The 22,497-nt window shown below is 33.5% G+C and carries 21 protein-coding genes and 1 pseudogene; 11 read left to right on the top strand and 11 right to left on the bottom strand.

Annotation, left to right across the window (positions count from 1 at the left end):
• Positions 1-130 precede the first annotated feature (130 nt).
• Positions 131-517 (top strand): bacillithiol system redox-active protein YtxJ, encoded by a 387-nt coding sequence (gene ytxJ / locus ABWO08_RS04130; protein WP_353083793.1) that lies wholly within the window; start codon positions 131-133, stop codon positions 515-517.
• A gap of 35 nt (positions 518-552) precedes the next feature.
• Here ytxJ and fahA read toward each other — a convergent pair whose 3' ends face one another.
• Complete coding sequence (gene fahA, locus ABWO08_RS04125) at positions 553-1,836, bottom strand: fumarylacetoacetase (protein ID WP_353083792.1); 1,284 nt, start codon at positions 1,834-1,836, stop codon at positions 553-555.
• 111 nt (positions 1,837-1,947) lie between these two features.
• On the opposite strand from fahA, the gene glyA reads away from it, so the two are divergent.
• The gene (gene glyA / locus ABWO08_RS04120) at positions 1,948-3,222 is read left to right on the top strand and encodes a serine hydroxymethyltransferase (RefSeq protein WP_353083791.1); all 1,275 of its coding nucleotides are present in this window, start codon (positions 1,948-1,950) and stop codon (positions 3,220-3,222) included.
• A 52-nt stretch (positions 3,223-3,274) separates the two neighbouring features.
• Here the strand turns inward: glyA and ABWO08_RS04115 are convergent, their stop codons facing one another.
• The 7 genes from ABWO08_RS04115 to tpx form a co-directional block, all read right to left on the bottom strand.
• On the bottom strand, positions 3,275-5,680 hold the full coding sequence (locus ABWO08_RS04115) for an alpha-ketoacid dehydrogenase subunit alpha/beta (RefSeq protein WP_353083790.1): 2,406 nt from the start codon (positions 5,678-5,680) through the stop codon (positions 3,275-3,277).
• Between the two features lie 90 nt (positions 5,681-5,770).
• A complete protein-coding gene (gene ribB / locus ABWO08_RS04110) occupies positions 5,771-6,901 on the bottom strand; it encodes a 3,4-dihydroxy-2-butanone-4-phosphate synthase (RefSeq protein WP_353083789.1) in 1,131 nt (376 codons plus the stop codon).
• A gap of 11 nt (positions 6,902-6,912) precedes the next feature.
• Positions 6,913-8,733 carry an LptF/LptG family permease gene (locus ABWO08_RS04105; RefSeq protein ID WP_353083788.1) on the bottom strand — a complete coding sequence of 607 codons (1,821 nt, stop codon included), beginning with the start codon at positions 8,731-8,733 and terminating at the stop codon, positions 6,913-6,915.
• Between the two features lie 5 nt (positions 8,734-8,738).
• Positions 8,739-9,383, bottom strand: coding sequence for an outer membrane lipoprotein periplasmic chaperone LolA1 (gene lolA1 / locus ABWO08_RS04100; RefSeq protein WP_353083864.1), 645 nt, complete (start codon positions 9,381-9,383; stop codon positions 8,739-8,741).
• A 1-nt stretch (position 9,384) separates the two neighbouring features.
• Positions 9,385-11,853 carry a DNA translocase FtsK gene (locus tag ABWO08_RS04095; protein WP_353083787.1) on the bottom strand — a complete coding sequence of 823 codons (2,469 nt, stop codon included), beginning with the start codon at positions 11,851-11,853 and terminating at the stop codon, positions 9,385-9,387.
• Between the two features lie 24 nt (positions 11,854-11,877).
• Positions 11,878-12,249 carry a diacylglycerol kinase family protein gene (locus tag ABWO08_RS04090; protein ID WP_353083786.1) on the bottom strand — a complete coding sequence of 124 codons (372 nt, stop codon included), beginning with the start codon at positions 12,247-12,249 and terminating at the stop codon, positions 11,878-11,880.
• 4 nt (positions 12,250-12,253) lie between these two features.
• Entirely contained in the window at positions 12,254-12,757 is a 504-nt protein-coding gene (gene tpx / locus ABWO08_RS04085) for a thiol peroxidase (protein WP_353083785.1), read from the bottom strand.
• 151 nt (positions 12,758-12,908) lie between these two features.
• Here tpx and ABWO08_RS04080 point away from each other — a divergent pair, with 151 nt between their 5' ends.
• The 3 genes from ABWO08_RS04080 to ABWO08_RS04070 are packed head-to-tail and all read left to right on the top strand — an operon-like array spanning position 12,909 to position 14,355.
• Entirely contained in the window at positions 12,909-13,232 is a 324-nt protein-coding gene (locus tag ABWO08_RS04080; RefSeq protein WP_353083784.1) for an ArsR/SmtB family transcription factor, read from the top strand.
• A 22-nt stretch (positions 13,233-13,254) separates the two neighbouring features.
• The gene (locus ABWO08_RS04075) at positions 13,255-13,731 is read left to right on the top strand and encodes a DUF6428 family protein (protein WP_353083783.1); all 477 of its coding nucleotides are present in this window, start codon (positions 13,255-13,257) and stop codon (positions 13,729-13,731) included.
• Between the two features lie 15 nt (positions 13,732-13,746).
• Positions 13,747-14,355, top strand: coding sequence for an arsenate-mycothiol transferase ArsC (locus ABWO08_RS04070; RefSeq protein ID WP_353083782.1), 609 nt, complete (start codon positions 13,747-13,749; stop codon positions 14,353-14,355).
• 173 nt (positions 14,356-14,528) lie between these two features.
• Here the strand turns inward: ABWO08_RS04070 and ABWO08_RS04065 are convergent, their stop codons facing one another.
• The 3 genes from ABWO08_RS04065 to ABWO08_RS04055 form a co-directional block, all read right to left on the bottom strand.
• Positions 14,529-14,786, bottom strand: a complete 258-nt coding sequence (locus ABWO08_RS04065; protein ID WP_353083781.1) for a DUF6952 family protein — start codon at positions 14,784-14,786, stop codon at positions 14,529-14,531.
• A 75-nt stretch (positions 14,787-14,861) separates the two neighbouring features.
• Positions 14,862-15,170, bottom strand: coding sequence for a thioredoxin family protein (locus ABWO08_RS04060; RefSeq protein WP_353083780.1), 309 nt, complete (start codon positions 15,168-15,170; stop codon positions 14,862-14,864).
• A 72-nt stretch (positions 15,171-15,242) separates the two neighbouring features.
• Complete coding sequence (locus tag ABWO08_RS04055) at positions 15,243-15,878, bottom strand: peroxiredoxin (RefSeq protein ID WP_353083779.1); 636 nt, start codon at positions 15,876-15,878, stop codon at positions 15,243-15,245.
• A gap of 195 nt (positions 15,879-16,073) precedes the next feature.
• Between ABWO08_RS04055 and ABWO08_RS04050 the strand changes: the two genes are divergently transcribed.
• The 6 genes and pseudogenes from ABWO08_RS04050 to ABWO08_RS04025 form a co-directional block, all read left to right on the top strand.
• A complete protein-coding gene (locus ABWO08_RS04050; protein WP_353083778.1) occupies positions 16,074-18,008 on the top strand; it encodes an amino acid permease in 1,935 nt (644 codons plus the stop codon).
• Between the two features lie 36 nt (positions 18,009-18,044).
• Positions 18,045-18,770: a 3-deoxy-manno-octulosonate cytidylyltransferase gene (gene kdsB, locus ABWO08_RS04045; RefSeq protein ID WP_353083777.1), complete on the top strand. Its 726-nt coding sequence runs from the start codon at positions 18,045-18,047 to the stop codon at positions 18,768-18,770.
• Positions 18,771-18,779: 9 nt separating this feature from the next.
• Positions 18,780-19,373, top strand: a complete 594-nt coding sequence (locus tag ABWO08_RS04040; RefSeq protein WP_353083776.1) for an acyl carrier protein phosphodiesterase — start codon at positions 18,780-18,782, stop codon at positions 19,371-19,373.
• Entirely contained in the window at positions 19,363-20,031 is a 669-nt protein-coding gene (locus ABWO08_RS04035; protein ID WP_353083775.1) for a DNA alkylation repair protein, read from the top strand. Before ABWO08_RS04040 ends, ABWO08_RS04035 begins: the two co-directional genes overlap by 11 nt.
• A gap of 27 nt (positions 20,032-20,058) precedes the next feature.
• On the top strand, positions 20,059-21,876 hold the full coding sequence (locus ABWO08_RS04030; protein WP_353083774.1) for a chloride channel protein: 1,818 nt from the start codon (positions 20,059-20,061) through the stop codon (positions 21,874-21,876).
• Positions 21,877-22,122: 246 nt separating this feature from the next.
• Positions 22,123-22,497 (top strand): annotated as a pseudogene (locus tag ABWO08_RS04025) (hypothetical protein); the annotation flags it as partial.

Raw genomic sequence — 22,497 nt, 5'->3', positions numbered from 1 at the left:
ATTAATAAATTCTATATTTGAGGAATAAAGGTCAATTTATATTCCAATACTTAATTATGGACAAAATGGCCTAATTTTAGATGGAAATACTAATAAATTTACGACAAAAAGTCTTAAAAAATGACAAAACATGAGTTTATTTAATAATTTTTTTGGATCAACACCACAAGAAGAAACCAATTCAAAAATTAATTGGTTGCAATTAACCGTTAGTACTCAATTAGATGAAATAGAAGACGCATCTAATTCAAAATTAGTGTTAATCTTCAAGCACAGTACCCGTTGCAGTATAAGCAGAATGGCACTTCGACAATTTGAAAATGAATTTGAAGCGAACGAAAATGTTCTTCCGTATTATTTAGATTTATTAAATCATCGCGACATCTCAAATGAAATTGCTATTAAGTTTTCAGTGGTGCATCAATCTCCACAGTTACTAATTATTAGTAAAGAAAAATGCATTCATAATACATCACATAGCGATATTGATGCAGGAGTAATCAAAAACTATTTATAATAAAAAAAGCAGCTTTAAAGCTGCTTTTTTTATTCTTATTTTCTTACAAACGGCGGAAGAAGTTTACTAGTTACTTCACCAAATCCAATTCGCGTAGAACTGTTTAGACAATATCCTTTTATCGTAACAGTGTCGTTATCATTGATAAATTTTCGTTCCGAACCATCTTTCATTTTAATTGGATTTTTTCCACCCCAAGTTAGTTCCAACATCGAACCAAAGCTGTCTTCAGTTGGCCCCGAAATAGTTCCAGATCCCATCATGTCTCCCGAGTTTACTCGGCATCCATTAGAAGTATGGTGCGTTAATTGTTGTGACATCGACCAATACATGTATTTGAAATTGGATTTTGAAATCAAACTTTCTTCAACATTTTCAGGTTTTAAATATACTTCAAGATTGATGTCGTAGGTATTTTTTCCTTTTTGTTGCAAGTAGGGAAGCGGTGTTGGCTCTTGTTTTGGTCCTTTAGTTTTAAATGGTTCTAAAGCATCCATGGTAATAATCCAAGGGGAAATTGATGAAGCAAAGTTTTTAGCTAAGAAAGGCCCAAGTGGCACATATTCCCATTTTTGAATATCTCTAGCGCTCCAATCGTTTAGTAATACCATTCCGAAAATATAATCTTCAGCTTCATTGATCAAAATATTTTCACCCATTACATTAACGTCTGTGGTGATAAAGGCAGTTTCTAATTCAAAATCAACTAATCTTGAAGGTCCAAATACCGGACTTGTTTCTCCGTTTGGCAATGTTTGTCCCATTGGGCGGTGTACCGGAATTCCCGAAGGAACAATAGTAGAACTTCTTCCATGGTATCCAACCGGAATATGAAGCCAGTTTGGTAACAATGCGTTTTCGGGATCTCGAAACATTTTTCCAACATTGGTAGCGTGTTCTTTACTGGAATAGAAATCGGTGTAATCTCCTATTAAAACAGGAAGTTGCATTTCGATGTCTTTCATTTTAAAAATGATAATCTCTCTATGTTCTTTATTGTCACGAAGTAAAGGATTTTCAATATCAAACAATTCGCTCAATTTGTTTCGAACCAATCGCCATGTTTTTTTTCCATCCGAAATAAAATCATTCAAGGTGTCTTGCATGAACATATCATCGGTTAAATCAATCCCTTCAAAATAGCCTAATTGCTGTAAAGCACCCATGTCAATTGCGCAATCACCAATTCGAGTTCCAATTGTAATTACATCTTCTTTAGTTAAAAATACTCCAAATGGAATATTTTGAATAGGAAAATCACTGTTTTCTGGAACTTCTATCCAGGATTTGCGACTGGGATCATTAGCTAAATTTGGCATAATAAAATGTTGATTTGTTGTTGAAAAAAATGTAATCAAATATATCATTTAGAATTTATTTGACAAACATATTTAGTAATTTTGACAAACAATTTTTTAAAACATAAAAACATGCAACGCGACGAAGAAATCTTTGACTTAATTCTTGATGAACAAGACAGACAAATACATGGTATAGAGCTTATTGCCTCTGAAAATTTTGTAAGTGACCAGGTAATGGAAGCTGCAGGTTCTTGTTTAACCAATAAGTATGCAGAAGGATATCCAGGTAAAAGATATTACGGAGGATGTGAAGTAGTTGATGTTGTAGAGCAAATTGCTATTGATAGAGCGAAAGCATTATTTGGAGCAGAATATGCAAATGTGCAGCCGCATTCGGGTTCTCAAGCTAATACCGCTGTTTTTGCTGCATGTTTACAACCTGGTGATAAAATACTAGGTTTTGATTTGTCTCACGGAGGTCACTTAACTCATGGTTCTCCAGTTAATTTTTCAGGTAGAATTTATACGCCAAGTTTTTATGGTGTAGAACCAGAAACAGGTCAGTTTGATTATGATAAAATCCAGGCGATTGCAACAAAAGAGCAGCCTAAATTAATCATTGCAGGAGCTTCAGCTTATTGCAGAGATATGGATTTTAAACGTTTCCGTGAAATTGCTGATAGCGTTGGAGCCTTATTGCTAGCCGATATTTCGCATCCAGCAGGATTAATAGCAAAAGGATTAATGAACGATCCAATTCCACATTGTCATATTGTAACTACTACAACCCATAAAACATTGCGTGGACCAAGAGGTGGAATGATATTAATGGGTAAAGATTTTGAAAATCCATGGGGTTTAACAACGCCAAAAGGTGAAATTAGAATGATGTCATCTTTATTAGATTTAGCCGTATTCCCAGGAAATCAAGGTGGACCACTTATGCATATTATTGCTGCTAAAGCAGTAGCATTTGGAGAGTGCTTATCTGATGAGTTTTTTAGATATGCAATGCAGGTTCAAAAAAATGCTAAAGCAATGGCAGCAGCATTTAATAAAAGAGGATACCAATTAATTTCAGGTGGTACTGATAATCACATGATGTTAATTGATCTAAGAAATAAAAACATTACTGGTAAAGAAGCTGAAAATGCATTAGTAAAAGCAGATATTACGGTAAATAAAAATATGGTTCCGTTTGATGATAAATCACCATTTATTACTTCAGGTATTCGTGTGGGTACACCTGCAATAACAACTCGTGGTTTAGTTGAAGAAGATATGGAAACCATTGTTGAATTTATTGATCGCGTATTAATGAATCTAAATAATGATGAAGTAATTGCTCAAGTTGCTGAAGAAGTTAACGAAATGATGGGAGAAAGAGCGATGTTCGTATTTTAATCAATCTATATTAAGAGATAAAAAAAACCTTCGAATTCGAAGGTTTTTTTATTTAGTATAAACTTGAATATTTGTGAGGTTGCGCTTCATGCATAATTGCATGTACCTTTTCAAAAATATCTTCAATGGATGGTTTAGAAAAATAATCTCCATCTGTTCCATAGGCTGGTCTATGTGGTTTAGAACATAACGTTTGCGGAGCGCTGTCTAAAAATTGGTAACCATTTTGTTTTTCTATTATTTCCTGCAGCAGGTAAGCGCTAGCTCCACCCGGAACATCTTCGTCAATTATTAATAATCGATTTGTCTTAGCAATACTTTTCACCACATCTTGATTAATATCAAAAGGCAATAACGATTGCGCGTCAATTATTTCAGCATTTATTCCAACGCTTTCCAACTCTTTAGCAGCTTGTTCAACTAATCTTAATGTAGATCCATAAGAAACTAAGGTAATATCAGTTCCTTCTTTAATGGTTTCTACTACGCCAATAGAGGTTTTAAATTCCCCTAAATTGGTTGGCATTTTTTCTTTTAATCGGTAACCATTTAAACATTCAATTACCAAGGCTGGCTCGTCTTTTTCTAATAGCGTATTATAAAAACCGGCTGCTTTTGTCATGTTTCTTGGAACTAATACATGAATTCCGCGAACGGCATTAATAATCATTCCCATTGGAGAACCCGAATGCCAAACACCTTCTAAACGGTGTCCACGAGTTCTAATAATTAAAGGTGCTTTTTGACGGCCATGAGTTCTGTATTGTAGGGTTGCCAAATCATCACTCATGATTTGAATGGCATATAATAAATAATCTAAATATTGAATTTCAGCAATTGGGCGTAAGCCTCGTAGTGCCATTCCGATTCCTTGTCCAAGGATGGTTGCTTCTCTAATTCCCACATCGGCAACACGTAGTTCACCATACTTTTCTTGCATTCCTTCCAAACCTTGATTTACATCACCTATATTTCCAGAATCTTCTCCGAAAATTAAGGCTTCAGGGTATTTTGTAAAAATGGCATCAAAATTATCTCTTAAAACCAATCGTGCATCTACATCTTCAGAGTTATCCTCATAAATAGGGGCAACCTCTTTTGAGGTTAATATGTTGTTTTCTGATTGTGAGAATAAATGTGAGCTAAACTTAGGTTGGATTTTTGAAATATAGTTGGTGATCCATTCGCTAAGTTGCGTTTTTGAAGCAGTTTCATTTACTACCATTCGAAGAACTTTACGAGCAGTAGTTATTATTTCTTTACGGATTGGTTCTTTTATTGCTGCTAATTCGGAACTTATTTTTTCAATAAATATTTTATTCTCGCTGGTTTGAGCAACATTGTTTAGTAATTCAACTAACTCTTTTTGTTCTTCTTTCATTGGGCTTACAAAAGAATTCCAAGCATTCTTTTTACCTTCATTAACGTCTTTTTTGGCTTTCTCTTCAATAGCTTCAAGTTCTTCATTTGAAGCCAAATTATTTTCAATTAACCAATTTCGCATTTGCGCTAAGCAATCAAACTCTTCTTCCCAAGCTAATCGAGCTTCACTTTTATAGCGCTCATGGCTTCCAGAAGTAGAATGTCCTTGTGGTTGGGTCAATTCTTTAACGTGAATTAATACCGGGACATGTTCTTCTCTTGCAATACTTGCAGCTTGCTCGTAGGTAGCTACCAATTCAGGATAATCCCATCCATTAACTGTTAGGATTTCATATCCATTTGAATTAGAATCTCTTTGAAATCCTTTTAGAATTTCTGATATGTTTTCTTTGGTTGTTTGGTGTTTTGCATGAACCGAAATTCCGTATTCATCATCCCAAACACTCATTACCATTGGTACTTGAAGCACTCCAGCGGCATTAATTGTTTCAAAAAACAACCCTTCTGAAGTGGATGCGTTTCCAATTGTTCCCCAAGCAATTTCATTTCCGTTTTGGGAGAAATTGGTTTGATTAATACCGGAAACATTTCTATATATTTTCGATGCTTGCGCTAAACCTAATAACCGTGGCATTTGTCCAGCAGTAGGAGAAATGTCGGCACTTGAATTTTTTTGAGTAGTAAGATTTTTCCAATTTCCTTTTTCGTCAAGCGAATGGGTTGCAAAGTGACCGCCCATTTGACGACCTGCACTCATTGGATCAAAATTAATATCGGTATGGCCGTACAACCCTGCAAAAAACTGTTCAATAGTCATTGCTCCGATAGCCATCATAAAAGTTTGATCTCGGTAGTACCCTGATCTAAAATCTCCAATTTTAAAAGCTTTAGCCAAAGCTAGCTGTGGCACTTCTTTTCCGTCACCAAAAATACCAAACTTCGCTTTCCCAGTAAGTACTTCGCGTCTTCCTAGTAAGCTACATTCTCTGCTTGTAACTGCAATTTTAAAATCATTTAAAACCTCTGTTTTAAAATCTTCAAAAGTAATTTCGACTTTATTTTCTGTTTCGGTCATAATTGAAAAAAGATTTTTTAAATCAAACAAAAATAATGAAAAAGAAGTAATAATAATACTCCTTCATAAAAAACACTTTGGTTAATAAAATTAGTATTTTACATATTCAGTAATTTCTAATCCATAACCAATCATTCCAACTCGTTTTGTTTGTTCTGTATTTGAAATTAATCTAATTTTTGAAATATCAAGATCGTGAAGAATTTGTGCGCCAATTCCATAATCTTTGCTATCAATTACAATTTTTGGTGCTCTAAGGATTCCTTTTTCTTGTAATATTTTTAATTCGGTTATTCTGTTGAGCATATTTACCGATTGCATATCTTGGTTTATAAAAATTATAGCACCTTTCTCTGTTTGATTTATTATTTGAAAAATATTATCTAATTGTTTGTCGGCGTTATTGGTTAGAGTTCCTAATAAATCATTATTTACCTGAGTTGAATTTATTTTGGTTAAAATTGGTTCTCCAATATTCCAGGTTCCTTTAGTAAGCGCAATGTGTATTTGTTTGTTGGTTTTTTGTTCGTAGGCTCTTAATCTGTAGTTTCCAAAACGAGTTTGTACTTCAAAATCTTCTTTTTTTACAATAAGACTATCGTGTTGCATGCGGTAGGCAACTAAGTCTTCAATAGAAACTAATTTTAAATTGAATTTTTTAGCAACTTTAACTAATTGAGGTAATCTTGCCATGGTACCATCTTCATTCATGATTTCTACTATCACACCTGCAGGCTTATATCCTGCAAGTCTTGCAAAATCTATAGCAGCTTCAGTATGGCCAGTTCTTCTTAACACGCCACCTTGTTTTGCAACTAGCGGAAATATATGTCCAGGACGCGCTAAATCGTACGGTTTAGTCGTATTGTCAATTAAAGATAAAATGGTTTTGGCTCTATCTGCTGCAGAAATTCCTGTTGTAACCCCGTTTCCTTTTAAATCTACAGAAACCGTAAATGCTGTTTCCATATGGTCGGTATTGTTGCTCACCATGGGTCTTAATTCCAATTCTTTGCATCTGCTTTCGGTAAGTGGAGCACAGATTAAACCTCTACCGTGGGTAGCCATAAAATTGATCATTTCGGGAGTTACTTTTTCGGCTGCAGCCAAAAAATCTCCTTCATTTTCACGATCTTCATCATCAACAACAATAATAACTTTTCCTTGACGGATGTCTTCAATTGCTTCTTCAATGGTATTAAGTTGGAACGGCTTTGACATTTTATGGGTATTTATGGAATATTTTTTGAATGTAAATTTGAAATTTCTTTTTTATTATTTAAATAAATTAGAATGTAAAATGGAAATGCAATCAGTAAAGAAATAAACATTCCAGGCTCAATATTTTGATTTGTTTTTAGTTCAATTTCTGCAACTAATTTTTGAGATTTTAGTACAAAGAATAAAAAAAGAATAATTGTTACTACACCAAAAATAAGCGTCAAATTACTTTTCAAAATAAATACGCCCAAGAATACTAAAATTGAAACAGCATAAAGTGCTAAAGTGATTTTGGTAGTTTTATTATATTCCTCAATTAATTCAAATGGGAAAACAAATTCATTTGGTTTTGTATAGTTTTCTTGAACTTCTGAAGTTAATTGGCGTGAAAAAAGGCCATTTAATTTTTTAAATAATAAAGTGTTTTTTATTGGGTCTAATAGTCCGTCAAAGTTAACCATTCCTCCAATATCATTTATTGCGCGATAGGAAAGTAGTAGAGCTAGAGGAGTTAATATTAAGGAAGATAGCCAAACCCCAAGAAAGGGTGACAATTCATTTTCTTGAGCAACTCTTTTTCCAAAAGTATTTATGAAATGGAATGTAATAAAAATAGAAATTGCAAAAATTATTGGCAAACCCAACCCGCCTTTTCTAATTATTGAACCTAATGGAGCACCAATAAAAAACATTAAGATACAAGAAAAAGCAATCATAAATTTATCAAAATAGGCAATCCAATGGTTGTTGATGTTTTTCACTTTGGCATCCATTTCTACTTGAGAACTACTAATAGAAAATCCAATATTTTCCATGTTGTTAATTGCAATTTTGTAAATTTCTTGTTTATCAATTGTGGATGTGTTTTTGATCAAATCTGAGCTATTTACTTTACTAAGTTTTATAGAAGTTTGCGGAGTAAAATAATTGTTATTAATACCAGTTCTTAAATAAATGTTGTCCGTATACGATTCTAAATCTTTTTTATAATTTTTATTTAAGGAATCTAATGAATATCTTAACTCGTTGATATTTAGCATCCAGGTGTTATCGGTAATGTCAAAATTTTCAGCATTAGTTTGGTTTAATTTAGATAAATCAATATTGATTACATCTTTCTTAAATGTTCCTTTTGCAAAGGGTATTTTAATTCGGTCTGTATAATTATTTGGAATAATATCTTCATAATAGTTACCATTGGTTAGAATTAACTTAAGTGTATTTGAGGTTTCACTACTAACTAATTCACCTTTTTCAGCATTAATAACTGTGGTGTTTCCTTGACCAAAATCTAATTTTTTATGAATAGTAACGCCTGTTAAATAGTTTCCCTTGTCTCCCGATTTTTTTTTAACCTTTATGGTATAATTTCCTATTTCGCTAAATTGACCCTCTGCAATAGCCATTGCAGGTTTAATTTGCGCGATATTTCTTCTGAAATTGATAAATTTATATTCTGCATACGGAATTACATTGTTGGCAAAAAAAAATGAAATAAGGCTTAGAAAAATAATAAAAATGGTATTACTTCTCAACATTCGCTGAAACGAAATTCCTGATGATTTAATAGCTGCAAATTCATAATTTTCTGAAAGACTACCATAAGTCATAATTGAAGCTAACAATACCGAAAGGGGTAATACTAAAGGAATTAATCTTGGCATTGCAAAAAGTAGGAATTTCATTATCATAATAAAATCCAATCCTTTTCCTGCAAGTTCTGAAATAAATAGCCAAACAACTTGAAGTATGAATATAAAAAACAAGATTACAAATACCGTAGCAAATGTAATCAAGAAGGATTTTAATAAATACTTGTCTAATATTTTCACAAAGATTAATCTAATTTATTTATGTAGTAGTTAGGATATTTACTGGCTACAAAGGTAAATTGATTTTTGGATAATGGTTGGTTGGTTTTGAAAGAATTAACAGTCAAAATTGTTTTAGTTCCATTTTTTCCAATTTCAATTAGGTTATTGATAGTTTTGGTTTGAATATCAATACCTAATAGTATTTCTTTACGCTGGTCTTTGTTATTACTTGGCGTTAATTTAATATATTGAATTTTTCTGCCTTTACTATTTTGTAATATATCCCAAGTGAATTTATATCCATTATTAAAAAAAGTAAGCATTTTATTTGGGGTAATGGCTTTTTCATCACTATCATTCATGTTGGATATGGTGATTTCTTCATCTTCAGGAACAATGGTGTAGGTTTTTTTTCCGTCAAATATTTTTGTAACCCCCATGAAGTTCAATACATATTTATTTCCTTGAAGTACTACATTACCTTTGCTTTCTTGGTTGATATTTTCTTTGGAGTTATTTAAAGAATATTTAAAATCAATAGAAATATTATTGAAGCTTTTTATTTTGGAAGTAACCTCAGACAGTAATGACTTTGCTTTTTTATCTTGAGCATTCGAGTTAAAGCATAAGCAAAAAACAAATAGGGTAAGGGCAATATATTTATTCATGTTAATCGTTTTGTTCATCGTTTAAAAATTGATCTAAGGCAACTAAATCTGGGATGTTTACGCTTCGTGCTTTACTTCCTTCAAATGGGCCAACTATACCAGCAGCTTCCAATTGATCAATTAATCTACCGGCTCTATTGTAACCAAGTTTTAATTTTCTTTGCAATAATGATGCCGAACCTTGCTGTGCTGTTACTATTATCTCAGCAGCTTCTCTAAACATAGAATCTCTTTCCGAAATATCAAAGTCTAACTTAATGTTACTTTCTTCACCTATATATTCAGGAAGTAGGTAAGCGGTAGCATAAGCCTTTTGACCTCCAATAAAGTCGACAATTTTTTCAACTTCCGGAGTGTCTACAAAGGCACATTGAACACGAACTAAATCATTTCCGTTTGAAAATAATAAATCCCCACGACCTATTAATTGATCAGCACCACCCGTATCTAAAATTGTTCTGGAATCAATTTTGGAAGTTACTCTAAAGGCAATTCGAGCCGGGAAATTGGCTTTAATCATACCGGTAATAACATTCACCGAAGGTCTTTGCGTTGCAATAATTAGGTGTATACCAATGGCACGAGCAAGTTGAGCTAAACGCGCAATAGGGGTTTCTACTTCTTTTCCTGCCGTCATAATTAAATCGGCAAACTCATCAACTACCAATACAATATAAGGTAAAAAACGGTGACCGTTTTCAGGATTTAATTTTCGCGATTTGAATTTTTCATTGTACTCTTTAATGTTTCTAACCATTGCATCTTTTAATAAAGAATAACGGTTGTCCATTTCAATACAAAGTGAATTTAACGTATTGATTACTTTGCTGTTATCAGTGATGATTGCATCTTCTGAATCAGGTAGTTTTGCTAAATAATGACGTTCGATTTTATTGAATAAAGTAAGCTCCACTTTTTTTGGATCCACCAAAACAAACTTAACTTCGGCAGGGTGTTTTTTGTATAACAAAGAAGTTAAAACGGCATTCAATCCAACAGATTTTCCTTGTCCTGTAGCTCCAGCCATCAATAGGTGAGGCATTTTGGCTAAATCAACCACAAAGGTTTCGTTGGAAATAGTTTTACCTAAAGCAATAGGTAATTCCATTTCTGCCTCTTGGAATTTTGCAGACGCAATCACCGTTTTCATCGGAACCATAGTTGGGTTCTTGTTCGGCACCTCAATACCAATCGTTCCTTTTCCAGGAATAGGAGCGATAATACGAATGCCTAATGCTGCTAATGAAAGTGCAATGTCATCTTCTAAGCTTTTTATTTTCGAAATTCGAATTCCGGCTTCGGGTACAATTTCATATAAAGTTACAGATGGACCAACGGTAGCTTTAATTTGCGCAATTTCGATTTTATAGTTGCGAAGGGTCTCAAGAATGTTGTTTTTATTTTCTTCTAATTCCGCTTGATTAATGGTGATTCCAACCGATGCATATTCTTTTAGTAAATCAATCGTTGGAAATTTAAAATTTGACAGTTCTAAGGTTGGATCAAATAAACCAAAATCTGCGACTAGTTTAGAAGCCAAATTCTCTTCCATTACATCTTCTTCCAACGCTTTTTCAATAACGAAAACTTCGTCGTGTGTTGGGAAAACCTCAGGGGTTTCAATTTCAAGTTCGGTAGGTTCTGTTTTTAAACTAGGTTCAAGTTCAATGTCTGAATAGCTTGATATGGTTGGTTTTAGTTCTTCTCGGTTAACCTCAAATTGTGAGTTTGGCTTAATGTAAGGTGCTTCGATTTCTTCAGTTTCCTCTTCAATTTTCTCTATTTCAGGTTGATCATCAACAGCATATTCTTCTAGGTTGTATGATGCGGCGTTATCTTGAAATGAATCCATTTCCGCCATATCCTCACTCATTTGTTTTTGTCTGTTTTCAAAAAAGGTTTTAATTCCGTCTGGAGATATTTTTATTTTGAAGTACAAGTAAATTAAGATTCCAAAAACAATAAGTAAAACGGTTCCTATTTTTCCAATTATTACTCTAAAAAAGTCATTTATTTCATAACCAATTGCGCCACCTAGGTCTGGAATGGCATCTGCAAAAAAGCCTAAAGCAATTGAAGTTAATACAATGAAATACAAATCCCAAAACCAAGATTTACGTAATCTTTTTACAGGTAGATCAAGTATTAAATACAAACCGATTAGAAAAAATATCTTTATAAATAAAAAAGAGGCTACGCCAAATCCGTTGCGAATAAAAAACTCAGAAGCAATACTTCCCAATTGACCAGCCCAATTTCCTGATTCCGCTTTTAAGTTGGGAAATTGATTGTAGTTACTTTGATCTTCAGCTCCATATTTAAACCAAGATATAAATGCAACTGTTAAACCAACAGAACATAACACCAAAAGGAAGCCAAGAATAACCTTGTACTGTCTTTGTAGTTTCCATGGTAGTTTTTCACCTGGAAGTTCAGAATTGGAAGTACCTTTCTTAATTGATTTTGCCATTAAAAGAAATTTATATGAATATGCTTAAATTTTCGGAATGTAAATAATACTAAAAATTGCAATGGCAGCCATTGCTGCAAAAAATACTGCACCCGCAGAAATATCTTTAATAAAACCTATTCGCTCATGAAATTCCGGGTGAATAAAATCGGCCACCTTTTCTACAGCCGTATTTATACCTTCAATTCCCAATACTAAACCAATAGCCAGAGTTTGGATAAGCCATTCTTCATGAGAAATATCAAAATAAAAACCAGCAATAACTAGAAGTACAGCAGCAGAAGTTTGAACCATGATACTGTGTTCAGTACTAATTAGTTTTATTGCGCCTTTAAATGCAAAGCCAACGCTTTTAAATCTGCCGGTTAAAAAGGTTTTATCTCTTTCGAATTCCATAGTATTATTTTGCTAAAGCAGTTATTGCTGCCTCATAATTTGGCTCATCAGCTATTTCACTTACTTGTTCAGTGTGAAGAATAGTTCCGTTTTCGTCTAATACAATTACAACTCTAGAGTGCAGACCAGCCAAAACACTATCTGTAATTTCTAAACCATAGTCTTTTCCAAAACTTCCTGTGTTGAAATCGGATAAATTAATTACATTTTCCAATCCTTCTGCACCACAAAAACGTTTTTGAGCAAAAGGTAAATCTCTTGAGATGCAAAGCACTTTCGTGTTTTCTAGACTACTAGCTTTTGCATTAAAAGTTCTAACCGAAGTTGCACATGTTCCTGTGTCTATACTAGGAAAAATATTTAACACCAATCTGCTGCCTTTAAAATCGGCAAGTGTAGCAAGAGATAAATCCGTTTTTACTAATTTAAAATCGGGAGCAGAAGTACCAATAGTTGGTAATGTTCCACTTGTATTTATAGGGTTTCCGCCTAATGTAATTGAAGCCATTTTTATTTGTGTTTTTAAGAATTCAAAAGTAGTAAAAATAATTAGGATTTAAGAATTAGGAAATAGGAATTTTTGAAATGTATTTTATTGAATAAATAATTTAAATATGACAAATTTATTGTAATATTGCAATATATAAATATATGTGATTATGGGAGCATCAAAATCTTGTTTCTTTACGGAAAAACAAAACGAATTAGCAAGCCTATTTAAAGCAATGGCGCATCCTGCTAGAGTTGCAATTATTGAATATTTATTATCGGTGGATACTTGTATTTGTGGGGATATTGTTAATGAATTGCCTCTTGCACAGCCAACAATTTCGCAGCATTTAAAGGAATTAAAAAATGCAAACATCATTAAGGGAACTATCGAAGGGACAGCAATTTGTTATTGCATAAATCCAGATACCATTCAAGTAATTGAAAAGTATTTTAATACGATTACCTATCAATTAAAAAATAAATGTTGCTAATAGCTTACTAAAAAAAATAATTATGAAACTATCCGAAATTAAATCTCAATTAAAAAGTTTGACTCAAATTTCATTTCAATTACCCAATGGTGAATTGGTTCCGAGTCATTTTCATGTTACCGAAGTCGGTAAAATATCAAAACATTTTATTGATTGTGGTGGCGTAGTTAGAAGCGAAGAAGTTGCAAATTTTCAACTTTGGGAAGCCAACGACTTTGATCACCGTTTGCATCCAGAAAAATTGTTAAATATCATCGAATTATCTGAAGAAAATTTACAAATTCCTGATTTAGAAATCGAAGTCGAATACCAAATGAAAGATACTATTGGTAAATTCGACCTGCAATTTGACGGAACTCACTTTCAATTAATATCTAAACTAACCGATTGTTTAGCAAAAGACAAATGTGGTATTCCTCCAGAAAAATTGAAAGTAAAAGTAGGCGAGTGGAAGGCAAAAGATTCCTCTTCTTGTACTCCAAATTCTGGTTGTTGTTAATTTAATTTTTTTGTTATGTACCCAAATTTAGAAAAAACTATTAAATCTATTTCATTAATTGAAGTTTCAAAAGAGCGAAAAGAGGTATTGAATCCTTTAGTTGATTTCATTCAAAATAAGGTAAATTCAAATCAAGACATTCGATTAAACTTTATCTGTACACACAATTCTCGAAGAAGTCATTTGTCTCAAATTTGGGCTCAAACAATGGCTTTTCAATTTACTATTGATAAAGTTTTTTGTTATTCAGGAGGAACTGAGGCAACGGCTATGTTTCCTAAAGTTGCTGAAACATTGAGGAATCAAGGTTTTCAAATTGATAAAATTACTGAAACAAAAAATCCAATTTATGAAATAAGATTTGATGAAAGTCAAGCTCCAATAACATGTTTTTCAAAAGTATATTCAGATGATTTTAATCCAAAAAGCAATTTTGGTGCAATTATGACGTGTAATAACGCCGATGAAGTTTGTCCAATTGTTTTTGGGGCAGAAGCGCGATTTCCAGTAAAATATAACGATCCAAAAGCATTTGACGGAACCGAATTAATGGATGAAAAATATGCTGAACGCAGTTTAGAAATTGCTTCAGAAATGTATTATGTATTTAGTCAAATAAAATAACCTTAGTTTCTATGAAAGAATTTATTGTAAAGCACAAGAAAATAATTATAATAACCATTTCTATAACTATTTTACAACTAATATGGGGTTTTGATCCAAAGTTTAGTTTGATAAATATTATATGGTTATTTGTTTAAAAACGCAATAAAAAAGGCTCCGATTGGAGCCTTTTTTTATTTATCAATAGAGCCTAAAACCCGTTTCATGAAATCGTTTAGTGCCTCTTTTTTATCTTTCCCTTCTTTGATCATTTTATTCACTTCGATTGCACCATACATATTGGAAATTAATTCTCCAATTACTTCTAGTTCTTCATCTTTTAAAGTAGGAACTTCACAAAGATTTTCAAGTACTTCAATCGTTTCGATTAAGTAATCCGAATCGTTGTCTTCAATAAATTGGGTAAGGTGTTTTATTACAGGTAATTTCATTTTTAAGGATCTAAGGTTCTGAGTAAATTAGGTTCTGAGTTTTTCTTTTGCTTATTGGCTTAGCAACTAAAAGAACTAAACTACTTCGTTCACTAATTCAGTTAATACTTCGGCTTTGTTAGTTTGGGTTTGGTTAACTAATACGCCATTTTTGAAAGTGGCAAAAGTAGGTAAGTTGTCTACTTTAGCTAATTTTCTAGATTCTGGAAATTGTTCCGCATCTACAATTAAAAATGGAATACCTTCATTTTGAGAAGCCAACATTTTAAATTTTGGTTTCATTATTCGGCAGTTACCGCACCATGAAGCAGAATATTGTACCACAACCACAGGGTTGTTAGCAATTACTTCGGCTAAATTATCTTGTTCTATTTCTGAAAACATGTTTTTTGAGTTTAGGATTTAAAGTTTCAAGTTTCAAGCGCTAACTTGAAACCTGAAACTAGAAACTTTTTTTTAGTGTGAAGCTAAGTAAGAAGCTGTACTATTTCTATCAGCATTCATTGCATCTTTTCCTTCTTCCCAGTTTGCAGGACAAACTTCTCCTTTAGTTTGAACGTGTGTATACGCATCAATCAAACGGATGTATTCGTTTACATTTCTACCTAACGGCATATCATTTACACTTTCGTGGAAAATTTTACCTTCTTCGTCAATTAAATAAGTAGCTCTGTAAGTTACATTTGATCCTTCAAGGATTTCGTCATTCATTTCTTCGTCATAAACCCATTCTGCATCTAAAATATCTAAAGCAGCAGATAAGTTACGAGTTGTGTCCGCAAGGATAGGGTAAGTAACTCCTTCAATTCCACCGTTGTTTTTTGCAGTGTTTAACCAAGCAAAGTGTACTTCGTTAGTATCGCAAGAAGCACCAATAACCATCGTATTTCTTTTTTCAAAATCTTGTAATGCTGCTTGAAAAGCGTGCAATTCAGTTGGACATACAAATGTGAAGTCTTTTGGGTACCAGAACAATAATACTTTTTTCTTGTTTTTAGTTGCTTCTTCCAATACGTTAATTCTTAAATTATCTCCCATAAAAGAGATTGCATCTACTGTAATGTTTGGGAATTTTTTTCCTACTAATGCCATGATATAAATTTTAGTTATTAAATTAATTTTCTATTGCAAAAATACAGCGAAACAAATGAATCTTTTATCAATTTTAATTATATATTCTTATTAAGCAATAGTTTTTTATTATAATCAGTATTTTATATTTTTTTAAAAGCAGTTGATAATATGCTATATTTGTTTTCTAAAATTAATAAAAACTTTACGCTATATATGAATTTTTCCAATTTATTTCGAAAAAAATCCATTCAAGATATATTAAATCAGGTTGCCAAAAATGAATCGGACGGTCATCAATCTTTAGGAAAGCACCTAAAAGCTAGAGACTTAACTGCCTTTGGAATTGCTGCGATTATTGGCGCCGGAATTTTCAGCACTATAGGGAAAGCTAGTTACGACGGTGGTCCTGCAGTAATTTTCTTATTTTTATTTACGGCCATCGCTTGTAGTTTTGCTGCCTTTGCTTATGCTGAATTTGCTTCTATGGTTCCAGTTTCGGGTAGTGCTTATACCTATTCTTATGTAGCCTTTGGGGAACTAATTGCTTGGATTATTGGATGGGCATTAATCATGGAATATGCCATTGGTAACATTACGGTTGCTATTTCGTGGAGTGATTATTTTACCGGATTGCTCGATAGTATTGGGGTACACATGCCGCAATGGATTCAGATGGATTATCTTACGGCTTCCAACGGATTTAAAGAAGCAACTGCACTAATGAGTGGTGGAAAGTCATTTGAAAATTTATCGGATGGATTGCAAATGGCCTACACAGCCTATACTACTTCTCCTACAATTGGTTCACTTCATTTTATTGCCGATTTACCTGCTTTGTTAATTATTGTGATTATTACGGCATTGGTTTACAGAGGAATGAAAGAATCCCGTAATGCCAGTAACTTAATGGTGGTGGTGAAACTTTGTATTATTTTATTGGTTATTGCTGTAGGTATATTTCATATCGATACCAATAATTGGCATCCGTTTGCACCAAATGGAGCAGGAGGAATTTTAAAAGGAGTTTCGGCAGTTTTCTTTGCTTATATTGGTTTTGATGCCATTTCTACTACTGCTGAAGAATGTAAAGATCCGCAACGCGATTTGCCACGTGGAATGATGTGGGCAATCATTATTTGCACCATTTTATATATTATTATCGCATTGGTATTAACCGGAATGGTGAATTATACCGACCTAAATGTAGGTGATCCTTTGGCTTTTGTTTTTGATAAATTAAATCTCCAATGGATGTCGGGAATTATTGGTGTGAGTGCAGTGATAGCAATGGCTTCGGTGTTGTTGGTATTTCAAATGGGACAACCAAGAATATGGATGAGCATGAGCCGCGATGGGTTACTTCCAAAGCGTTTTTCTAAAGTACATCCAAAATTTCAAACGCCTTCTTATGCAACCATTGTAACTGGTTTTGTAGTGGCAATTCCGGCATTGTTTTTAAACCTAACAATGGTAACCGATTTATGCAGTATCGGAACTTTATTCGCTTTTGTTTTGGTTTGTGCTGGGGTATTGGTATTGCAAAACAAACCCAACATTTCTCGAGGAAAATTTAAAACTCCGTATTTGAATTCGAAGTATATTTTTCCGTTATTAATGGTAGTTGGATTGGTATTTGCTTTCACAAAATTCAAACAAGATACCCTGAATTTCATTTCGAATGAAAAACAAATTAAAAACCCAACCGAAATTATTACAGCGCTGGGTGAGGACGGTACTAAAAAAGTATTTGATTTCTTAACCGTAAAAACAATTGGTCAAGAAAAACCAACCGATTTAGAAGCGTTATTGAGCACCTATTATGCAGACGAAGCACAATATAAAAATGTAATTGATTCGTTACCAATTTCAGAAAATCAAAAATACGAAAGCGGGATGAGTTTGTTTAAACATAAAATTCCAATGTGGATTTTCTTGTTTACCCTTGTCGGATTATTGGTTTGGTCTTGGAAACAAAACCTTTCTTTAATTCCATTATTGGGACTAATTTGCTGCTTGTACATGATGTCGCAACTTAGTATTTGGAATTGGATTTATTTTACTTGTTGGCTGTTGATTGGATTGGTTATTTATTTTGGCTTCAGCTACAAGAACAGTAAGTTGAATATCCAAGAAAATAATGTGACTTAATTCATTTATTATATTTGTATTAAATACTAATTACTTATGAAAATTATTGCTGTTATTCCGGCTCGATATGCTTCCACTCGTTTTCCTGCAAAATTAATGCAGGATTTGGGGGGTAAAACCATTATTTTAAGAACCTACCAAGCAGCAATAAATACCCATTTATTTGACGATGTTTTTGTGGTAACCGACTCCGATATTATCTATAACGAAATATCATCCAATGGTGGCAAGGCCATAATGTCAGTTAAAGAACATGAATCGGGGAGTGATCGTATTGCAGAAGCTGTGGCCAATTTAGATGTAGATATTGTGGTAAATGTGCAAGGCGATGAACCGTTTATTGATAAAGATTCATTACAACAATTGATTTCGGTTTATCATGCTGATGTAACTAAAAATATTGATTTGGCTTCACTAATGCGAGAAATCAAAGACGAAAGTGAAATCCAAAATCCAAATAATGTGAAAGTGGTGGTGGATCAAACTAATTTTGCGCTGTATTTTTCTCGTTCTGTAATTCCTTATCCAAGAGAAAAAAATGCAGGCGTCCGCTATTATCAGCACATCGGAATTTATGCCTTCCGCAAACAAGCCCTTCTTGATTTTTATGCGTTACCAATGCAATCGCTGGAAGCTTCCGAAAAGTTGGAGCAATTGCGCTATTTGGAATTTGGCAAACGAATAAAAATGGTCGAAACAATGCATGTTGGTATTGGGATTGATACTCCCGAAGATTTAGAAAAAGCCCGTTTATTACTTTAATTCATTTACATGAATTTCCTAGCCCACATCTATCTTTCTGGAGATAATGATTTGCTAAAAATTGGAAATTTTATGGCCGATTCCGTTCACGGAAAGCGCTATTTAGACTATTCTGGTGATTTGCAGAAGGGCATTTTGTTGCATCGCTTTATCGATACATTTACCGATGCACATCCTACCTACAGACAAAGCAGAAGACGGTTGTACGAAAAATACGGACACTATGCCGGAGTGATTATGGACATTGTATACGATCATTTTTTGGCAAAAAACTGGAATTCCTATTCAGAAGTTGACTTAGAGAATTATGCAGCTCAATTTTATCAATCGTTAAAAGACAATTTTGAACTGTTAACACCCAAAACACAAAATTTACTTCCGTACATGATCAATCAAAATTGGTTGGTTCAATATGCTAGTTTACAAGGGTTAGAGACTATTTTATTTCAAATGGACCACCGAACAAAAAATAGGGTGCACATGCATGAAGCCATTGTTGAAGTACAATTATATTATTCAGAATTGGAACATGAATTCACCCTGTTTATGGTGGAACTAAAAGCACAATGTGCCATTAAATTATACGAATTATATGAGTTTTAGTATTGATTTAGAAAATAGCTTTCGAGCAAATGGCAATCGCGAATTGGCGCTTCCAATGGAAAATTACATGAAAAATAATTTCTCCTTTTTGGGAATCAAAACTGACAAAAGACGGGCATTAATGATGCTGGCATACACTATTAATAAAAAGGAAGTCAATGCCAATTACCGAGAAATTTGTTGGAAATTATTCAATAAAAAGGAGCGCGAGTTTCACATTTGTGCCATCGATTTATTGCAAAAAGAAATCAAGCGAAAGTATGTTTTGGAAGACATCTCCTTAATTGAAAAATTATTGGTCACTAATTCTTGGTGGGATTCGGTGGATACGATTGCTAAATATTTGTTGGGTGGATATTTGGTGCAGTTTCCAGGAGAAATTCATAAGGTGATTGAACGATTTTCGAATTCAGAAAATATGTGGCTCAATCGTTCGGCACTATTATTTCAATTGAGTTATAAAGAAAAAACCGACTTTGATTTATTGAAATCAGAATGTAATAAACACAAAAATTCTAAAGAATTTTTTATTCAAAAGGCTATTGGTTGGGCCTTACGCGATTACAGTAGGTTCAATCCGCAAGGAGTTATGGAATTTGTAAAATCAACCAATTTAAAACCCTTGAGTCAACGCGAAGCCATTCGAAATATTAAATAACTATATTTGTTTGCTTAAAATAATCTCATGTCCAATAGAAAATCTGCTTCTTTAAAATTATTTATCCGTAGGATCTTCCGACGGTTGGAATCGCTGTTTTTTTTGGCGAAAGCCCTACTTTCCGAACGGAATTTCATTTACTTGGCGAGTGTTGCCGTTGCTATTTCCTGTGCATTGGCGGTGATTGTTTTAAAAAGTTTTGCGCACAATGTATTTATTTACGCCAACTACGCCAATAGCTATTTAAAATTGCCCTATGCCAATAGTTTGTTTCCGATTTTTGGAATCTTACTTACGGTTTTTGTGGTTAAAAAATTCTTGGATGGATCTATTGAAAAAGGGAGTTCCAGAATACTATTTGCCGTAGCAAAAAAAGGTGGAATCCTGCCTAAAAAACAAATGTATGCCCAAATCATTACGAGTTCCTTAACGGTTGGATTGGGAGGGTCGGCCGGATTAGAAAGTCCAATAACCATCACAGGAGCTGCATTCGGATCTAATTTTGCTCAAAAATACAAGCTAACCCAAAAAGACCGAATTTTACTTTTGGCTTGTGGTGTCGCTGCCGGAATTGGTGCTGCTTTTAACGCTCCCATAGCCGGAGTTTTATTTGCGATTGAAGTGGTGCTTACCGACGCTGGTATTTCGGCTTTTATCCCCATAATTATTTCGGCAGCTACCGGTGCGTTAGTTTCTGAAATCTTATTGAGTAGGGATGTGTTGCTGACTTTTAAGCAAGACTTAACTTTCAATTTTCACAATACGCCTTATTATATATTACTGGGAATTCTTGCCGGATTCGTATCTGTTTACCACGCTAGAAATTTTAGAAAAGTAGAACATTTTTTCAGCCGATTTAAAAATAACTCATATAAAAAAGCGTTGTTTGGAGCAAGTATTTTGGCGGTATTTATTTTTTTCTTTCCTACACTTTTTGGAGAAGGATATGAAAGTATAAAAATTCTTTCCGATTCCCATCCCGAAGTGCTTTTGGATAATTCGCTGTTGCAAAATTTTCAGAATAATCCATGGGTATTGTTGGCTTTTGTAGGGATGGTAGTTTTACTAAAATCGTTTGCTACCGGATTGACTTTGGGCTCTGGAGGAAACGGAGGTAATTTTGCACCTTCCTTATTTGTAGGTTCTTACTTGGGATTTTTTGTTGCTAAATCCATTCATTTATTGGGGTTATCCAATACCTTGCCGATTGCCAATTTCACCATTGTAGGAATGGCAGGGATATTAAGCGGATTGTTTCATGCTCCTTTAACGGCTATATTTTTAATTGGAGAAATCACGGGAGGCTATGATTTGATGGTGCCGCTGATGATCGTTTCGTCTATTAGTTATGCCATTTCAAAACAATTTGACAAACACTCTATGGATGTGAAAGCCTTGGCAGATAGGGGCGAGGTATTTACCAGTGACAAGGATAAAAACATATTACAGAGCATCGATTTTTTAAAATTAGTGGATGTAGGTGTGGCAACTACCACTACAGACAAAACATTAGAAAATATTTTAGATTTGATCACCACAAAGCAACCTATTATTCCGGTGTTGGATGATAAAAATAAGTTGGTAGGCATTGTAGATTTTGAAGCCATTCGATCAATAGTTTTTCATCCGTATCGTGTAAAGTTTACCACGGTTCAAGAAGTACTTACCCAGCCTATACAAGTGCTTCATCACGACGACGGTATGGAAGCCATCATGGAAAAATTTGAGCGCTCCAACCAAGACTTACTTCCATTGACGAATAACGGTAAATTTTTTGGATTGATTTCAAAAACCACGCTGCTAGAGGCTTATCGCGAAAAACTAAAGGAATTAATTATTGAGTAAAACCCATAAAAAAACCCGAAACTATTGTTTCGGGTTTTTTGTTGCGGAGAAAGAGGGACTGCATTTATCCAAAATGATAAATCCAAAAATACCACAGTTTATTCAATTTAATTCAACAAATACAATGATTTACAACAGTTACAAATAGATTTATGTTTGAATGCGTTTGGATGTTTTTGGATAATATTTGACAAATGTGGACTAAATGTGGACTAGATTTTATAATTTTGTGCTTTATAGAAAAATATGGCATCAATCAATTTACTCTTGCAAAGCAAAAAAAATCCAGCAGTAATTTACATCAGATTACGCGATGGAAGAACTCTCGATGTTAAAGCTAAAACAAATTATCATATCGATCCTGCCAACTGGGATGAGGTTGAGCAAAGACCTTTAAAGAAACTTTTGAAAATGGTTGACTTTGCAAATCTAGATACCGATTTAGCCACTTTGAAAAATGATTTACTAAAAGAGTACAACAACAGCAAAGGTGTTAAGGTTATTAATACTTTGTGGCTTAAAGATTTTGTAAACCCACCACAAGTTGAAGAGAAGTATCCAGATAAATTAGTGGATTACATTGATACGTTTATTGAATTCAAAAGAAGCGATGTAAAAAAC

The organism is Flavobacterium sp. (genome assembly GCF_040383245.1).
Lineage (GTDB): Bacteria > Bacteroidota > Bacteroidia > Flavobacteriales > Flavobacteriaceae > Flavobacterium.
Note: the sequence above shows the minus strand (reverse complement) of the source record. Positions and strands in the feature narration are given on the sequence as shown.

Excerpts from the sequence above, each read along its gene's own strand:
- ytxJ (WP_353083793.1), top strand. The coding sequence starts at position 131 with ATGAGTTTATTTAATAATTTTTTTGGATCAACACCACAAGAAGAAACC.
- fahA (WP_353083792.1), bottom strand. The coding sequence starts at position 1,836 with ATGCCAAATTTAGCTAATGATCCCAGTCGCAAATCCTGGATAGAAGTT.
- glyA (WP_353083791.1), top strand. The coding sequence starts at position 1,948 with ATGCAACGCGACGAAGAAATCTTTGACTTAATTCTTGATGAACAAGAC.
- ABWO08_RS04115 (WP_353083790.1), bottom strand. The coding sequence starts at position 5,680 with ATGACCGAAACAGAAAATAAAGTCGAAATTACTTTTGAAGATTTTAAA.
- ribB (WP_353083789.1), bottom strand. The coding sequence starts at position 6,901 with ATGTCAAAGCCGTTCCAACTTAATACCATTGAAGAAGCAATTGAAGAC.
- lolA1 (WP_353083864.1), bottom strand. The coding sequence starts at position 9,383 with ATGAATAAATATATTGCCCTTACCCTATTTGTTTTTTGCTTATGCTTT.
- ABWO08_RS04095 (WP_353083787.1), bottom strand. The coding sequence starts at position 11,853 with ATGGCAAAATCAATTAAGAAAGGTACTTCCAATTCTGAACTTCCAGGT.
- ABWO08_RS04090 (WP_353083786.1), bottom strand. The coding sequence starts at position 12,249 with ATGGAATTCGAAAGAGATAAAACCTTTTTAACCGGCAGATTTAAAAGC.
- tpx (WP_353083785.1), bottom strand. The coding sequence starts at position 12,757 with ATGGCTTCAATTACATTAGGCGGAAACCCTATAAATACAAGTGGAACA.
- ABWO08_RS04080 (WP_353083784.1), top strand. The coding sequence starts at position 12,909 with ATGGGAGCATCAAAATCTTGTTTCTTTACGGAAAAACAAAACGAATTA.
- ABWO08_RS04075 (WP_353083783.1), top strand. The coding sequence starts at position 13,255 with ATGAAACTATCCGAAATTAAATCTCAATTAAAAAGTTTGACTCAAATT.
- ABWO08_RS04070 (WP_353083782.1), top strand. The coding sequence starts at position 13,747 with ATGTACCCAAATTTAGAAAAAACTATTAAATCTATTTCATTAATTGAA.
- ABWO08_RS04065 (WP_353083781.1), bottom strand. The coding sequence starts at position 14,786 with ATGAAATTACCTGTAATAAAACACCTTACCCAATTTATTGAAGACAAC.
- ABWO08_RS04060 (WP_353083780.1), bottom strand. The coding sequence starts at position 15,170 with ATGTTTTCAGAAATAGAACAAGATAATTTAGCCGAAGTAATTGCTAAC.
- ABWO08_RS04055 (WP_353083779.1), bottom strand. The coding sequence starts at position 15,878 with ATGGCATTAGTAGGAAAAAAATTCCCAAACATTACAGTAGATGCAATC.
- ABWO08_RS04050 (WP_353083778.1), top strand. The coding sequence starts at position 16,074 with ATGAATTTTTCCAATTTATTTCGAAAAAAATCCATTCAAGATATATTA.
- kdsB (WP_353083777.1), top strand. The coding sequence starts at position 18,045 with ATGAAAATTATTGCTGTTATTCCGGCTCGATATGCTTCCACTCGTTTT.
- ABWO08_RS04040 (WP_353083776.1), top strand. The coding sequence starts at position 18,780 with ATGAATTTCCTAGCCCACATCTATCTTTCTGGAGATAATGATTTGCTA.
- ABWO08_RS04035 (WP_353083775.1), top strand. The coding sequence starts at position 19,363 with ATGAGTTTTAGTATTGATTTAGAAAATAGCTTTCGAGCAAATGGCAAT.
- ABWO08_RS04030 (WP_353083774.1), top strand. The coding sequence starts at position 20,059 with ATGTCCAATAGAAAATCTGCTTCTTTAAAATTATTTATCCGTAGGATC.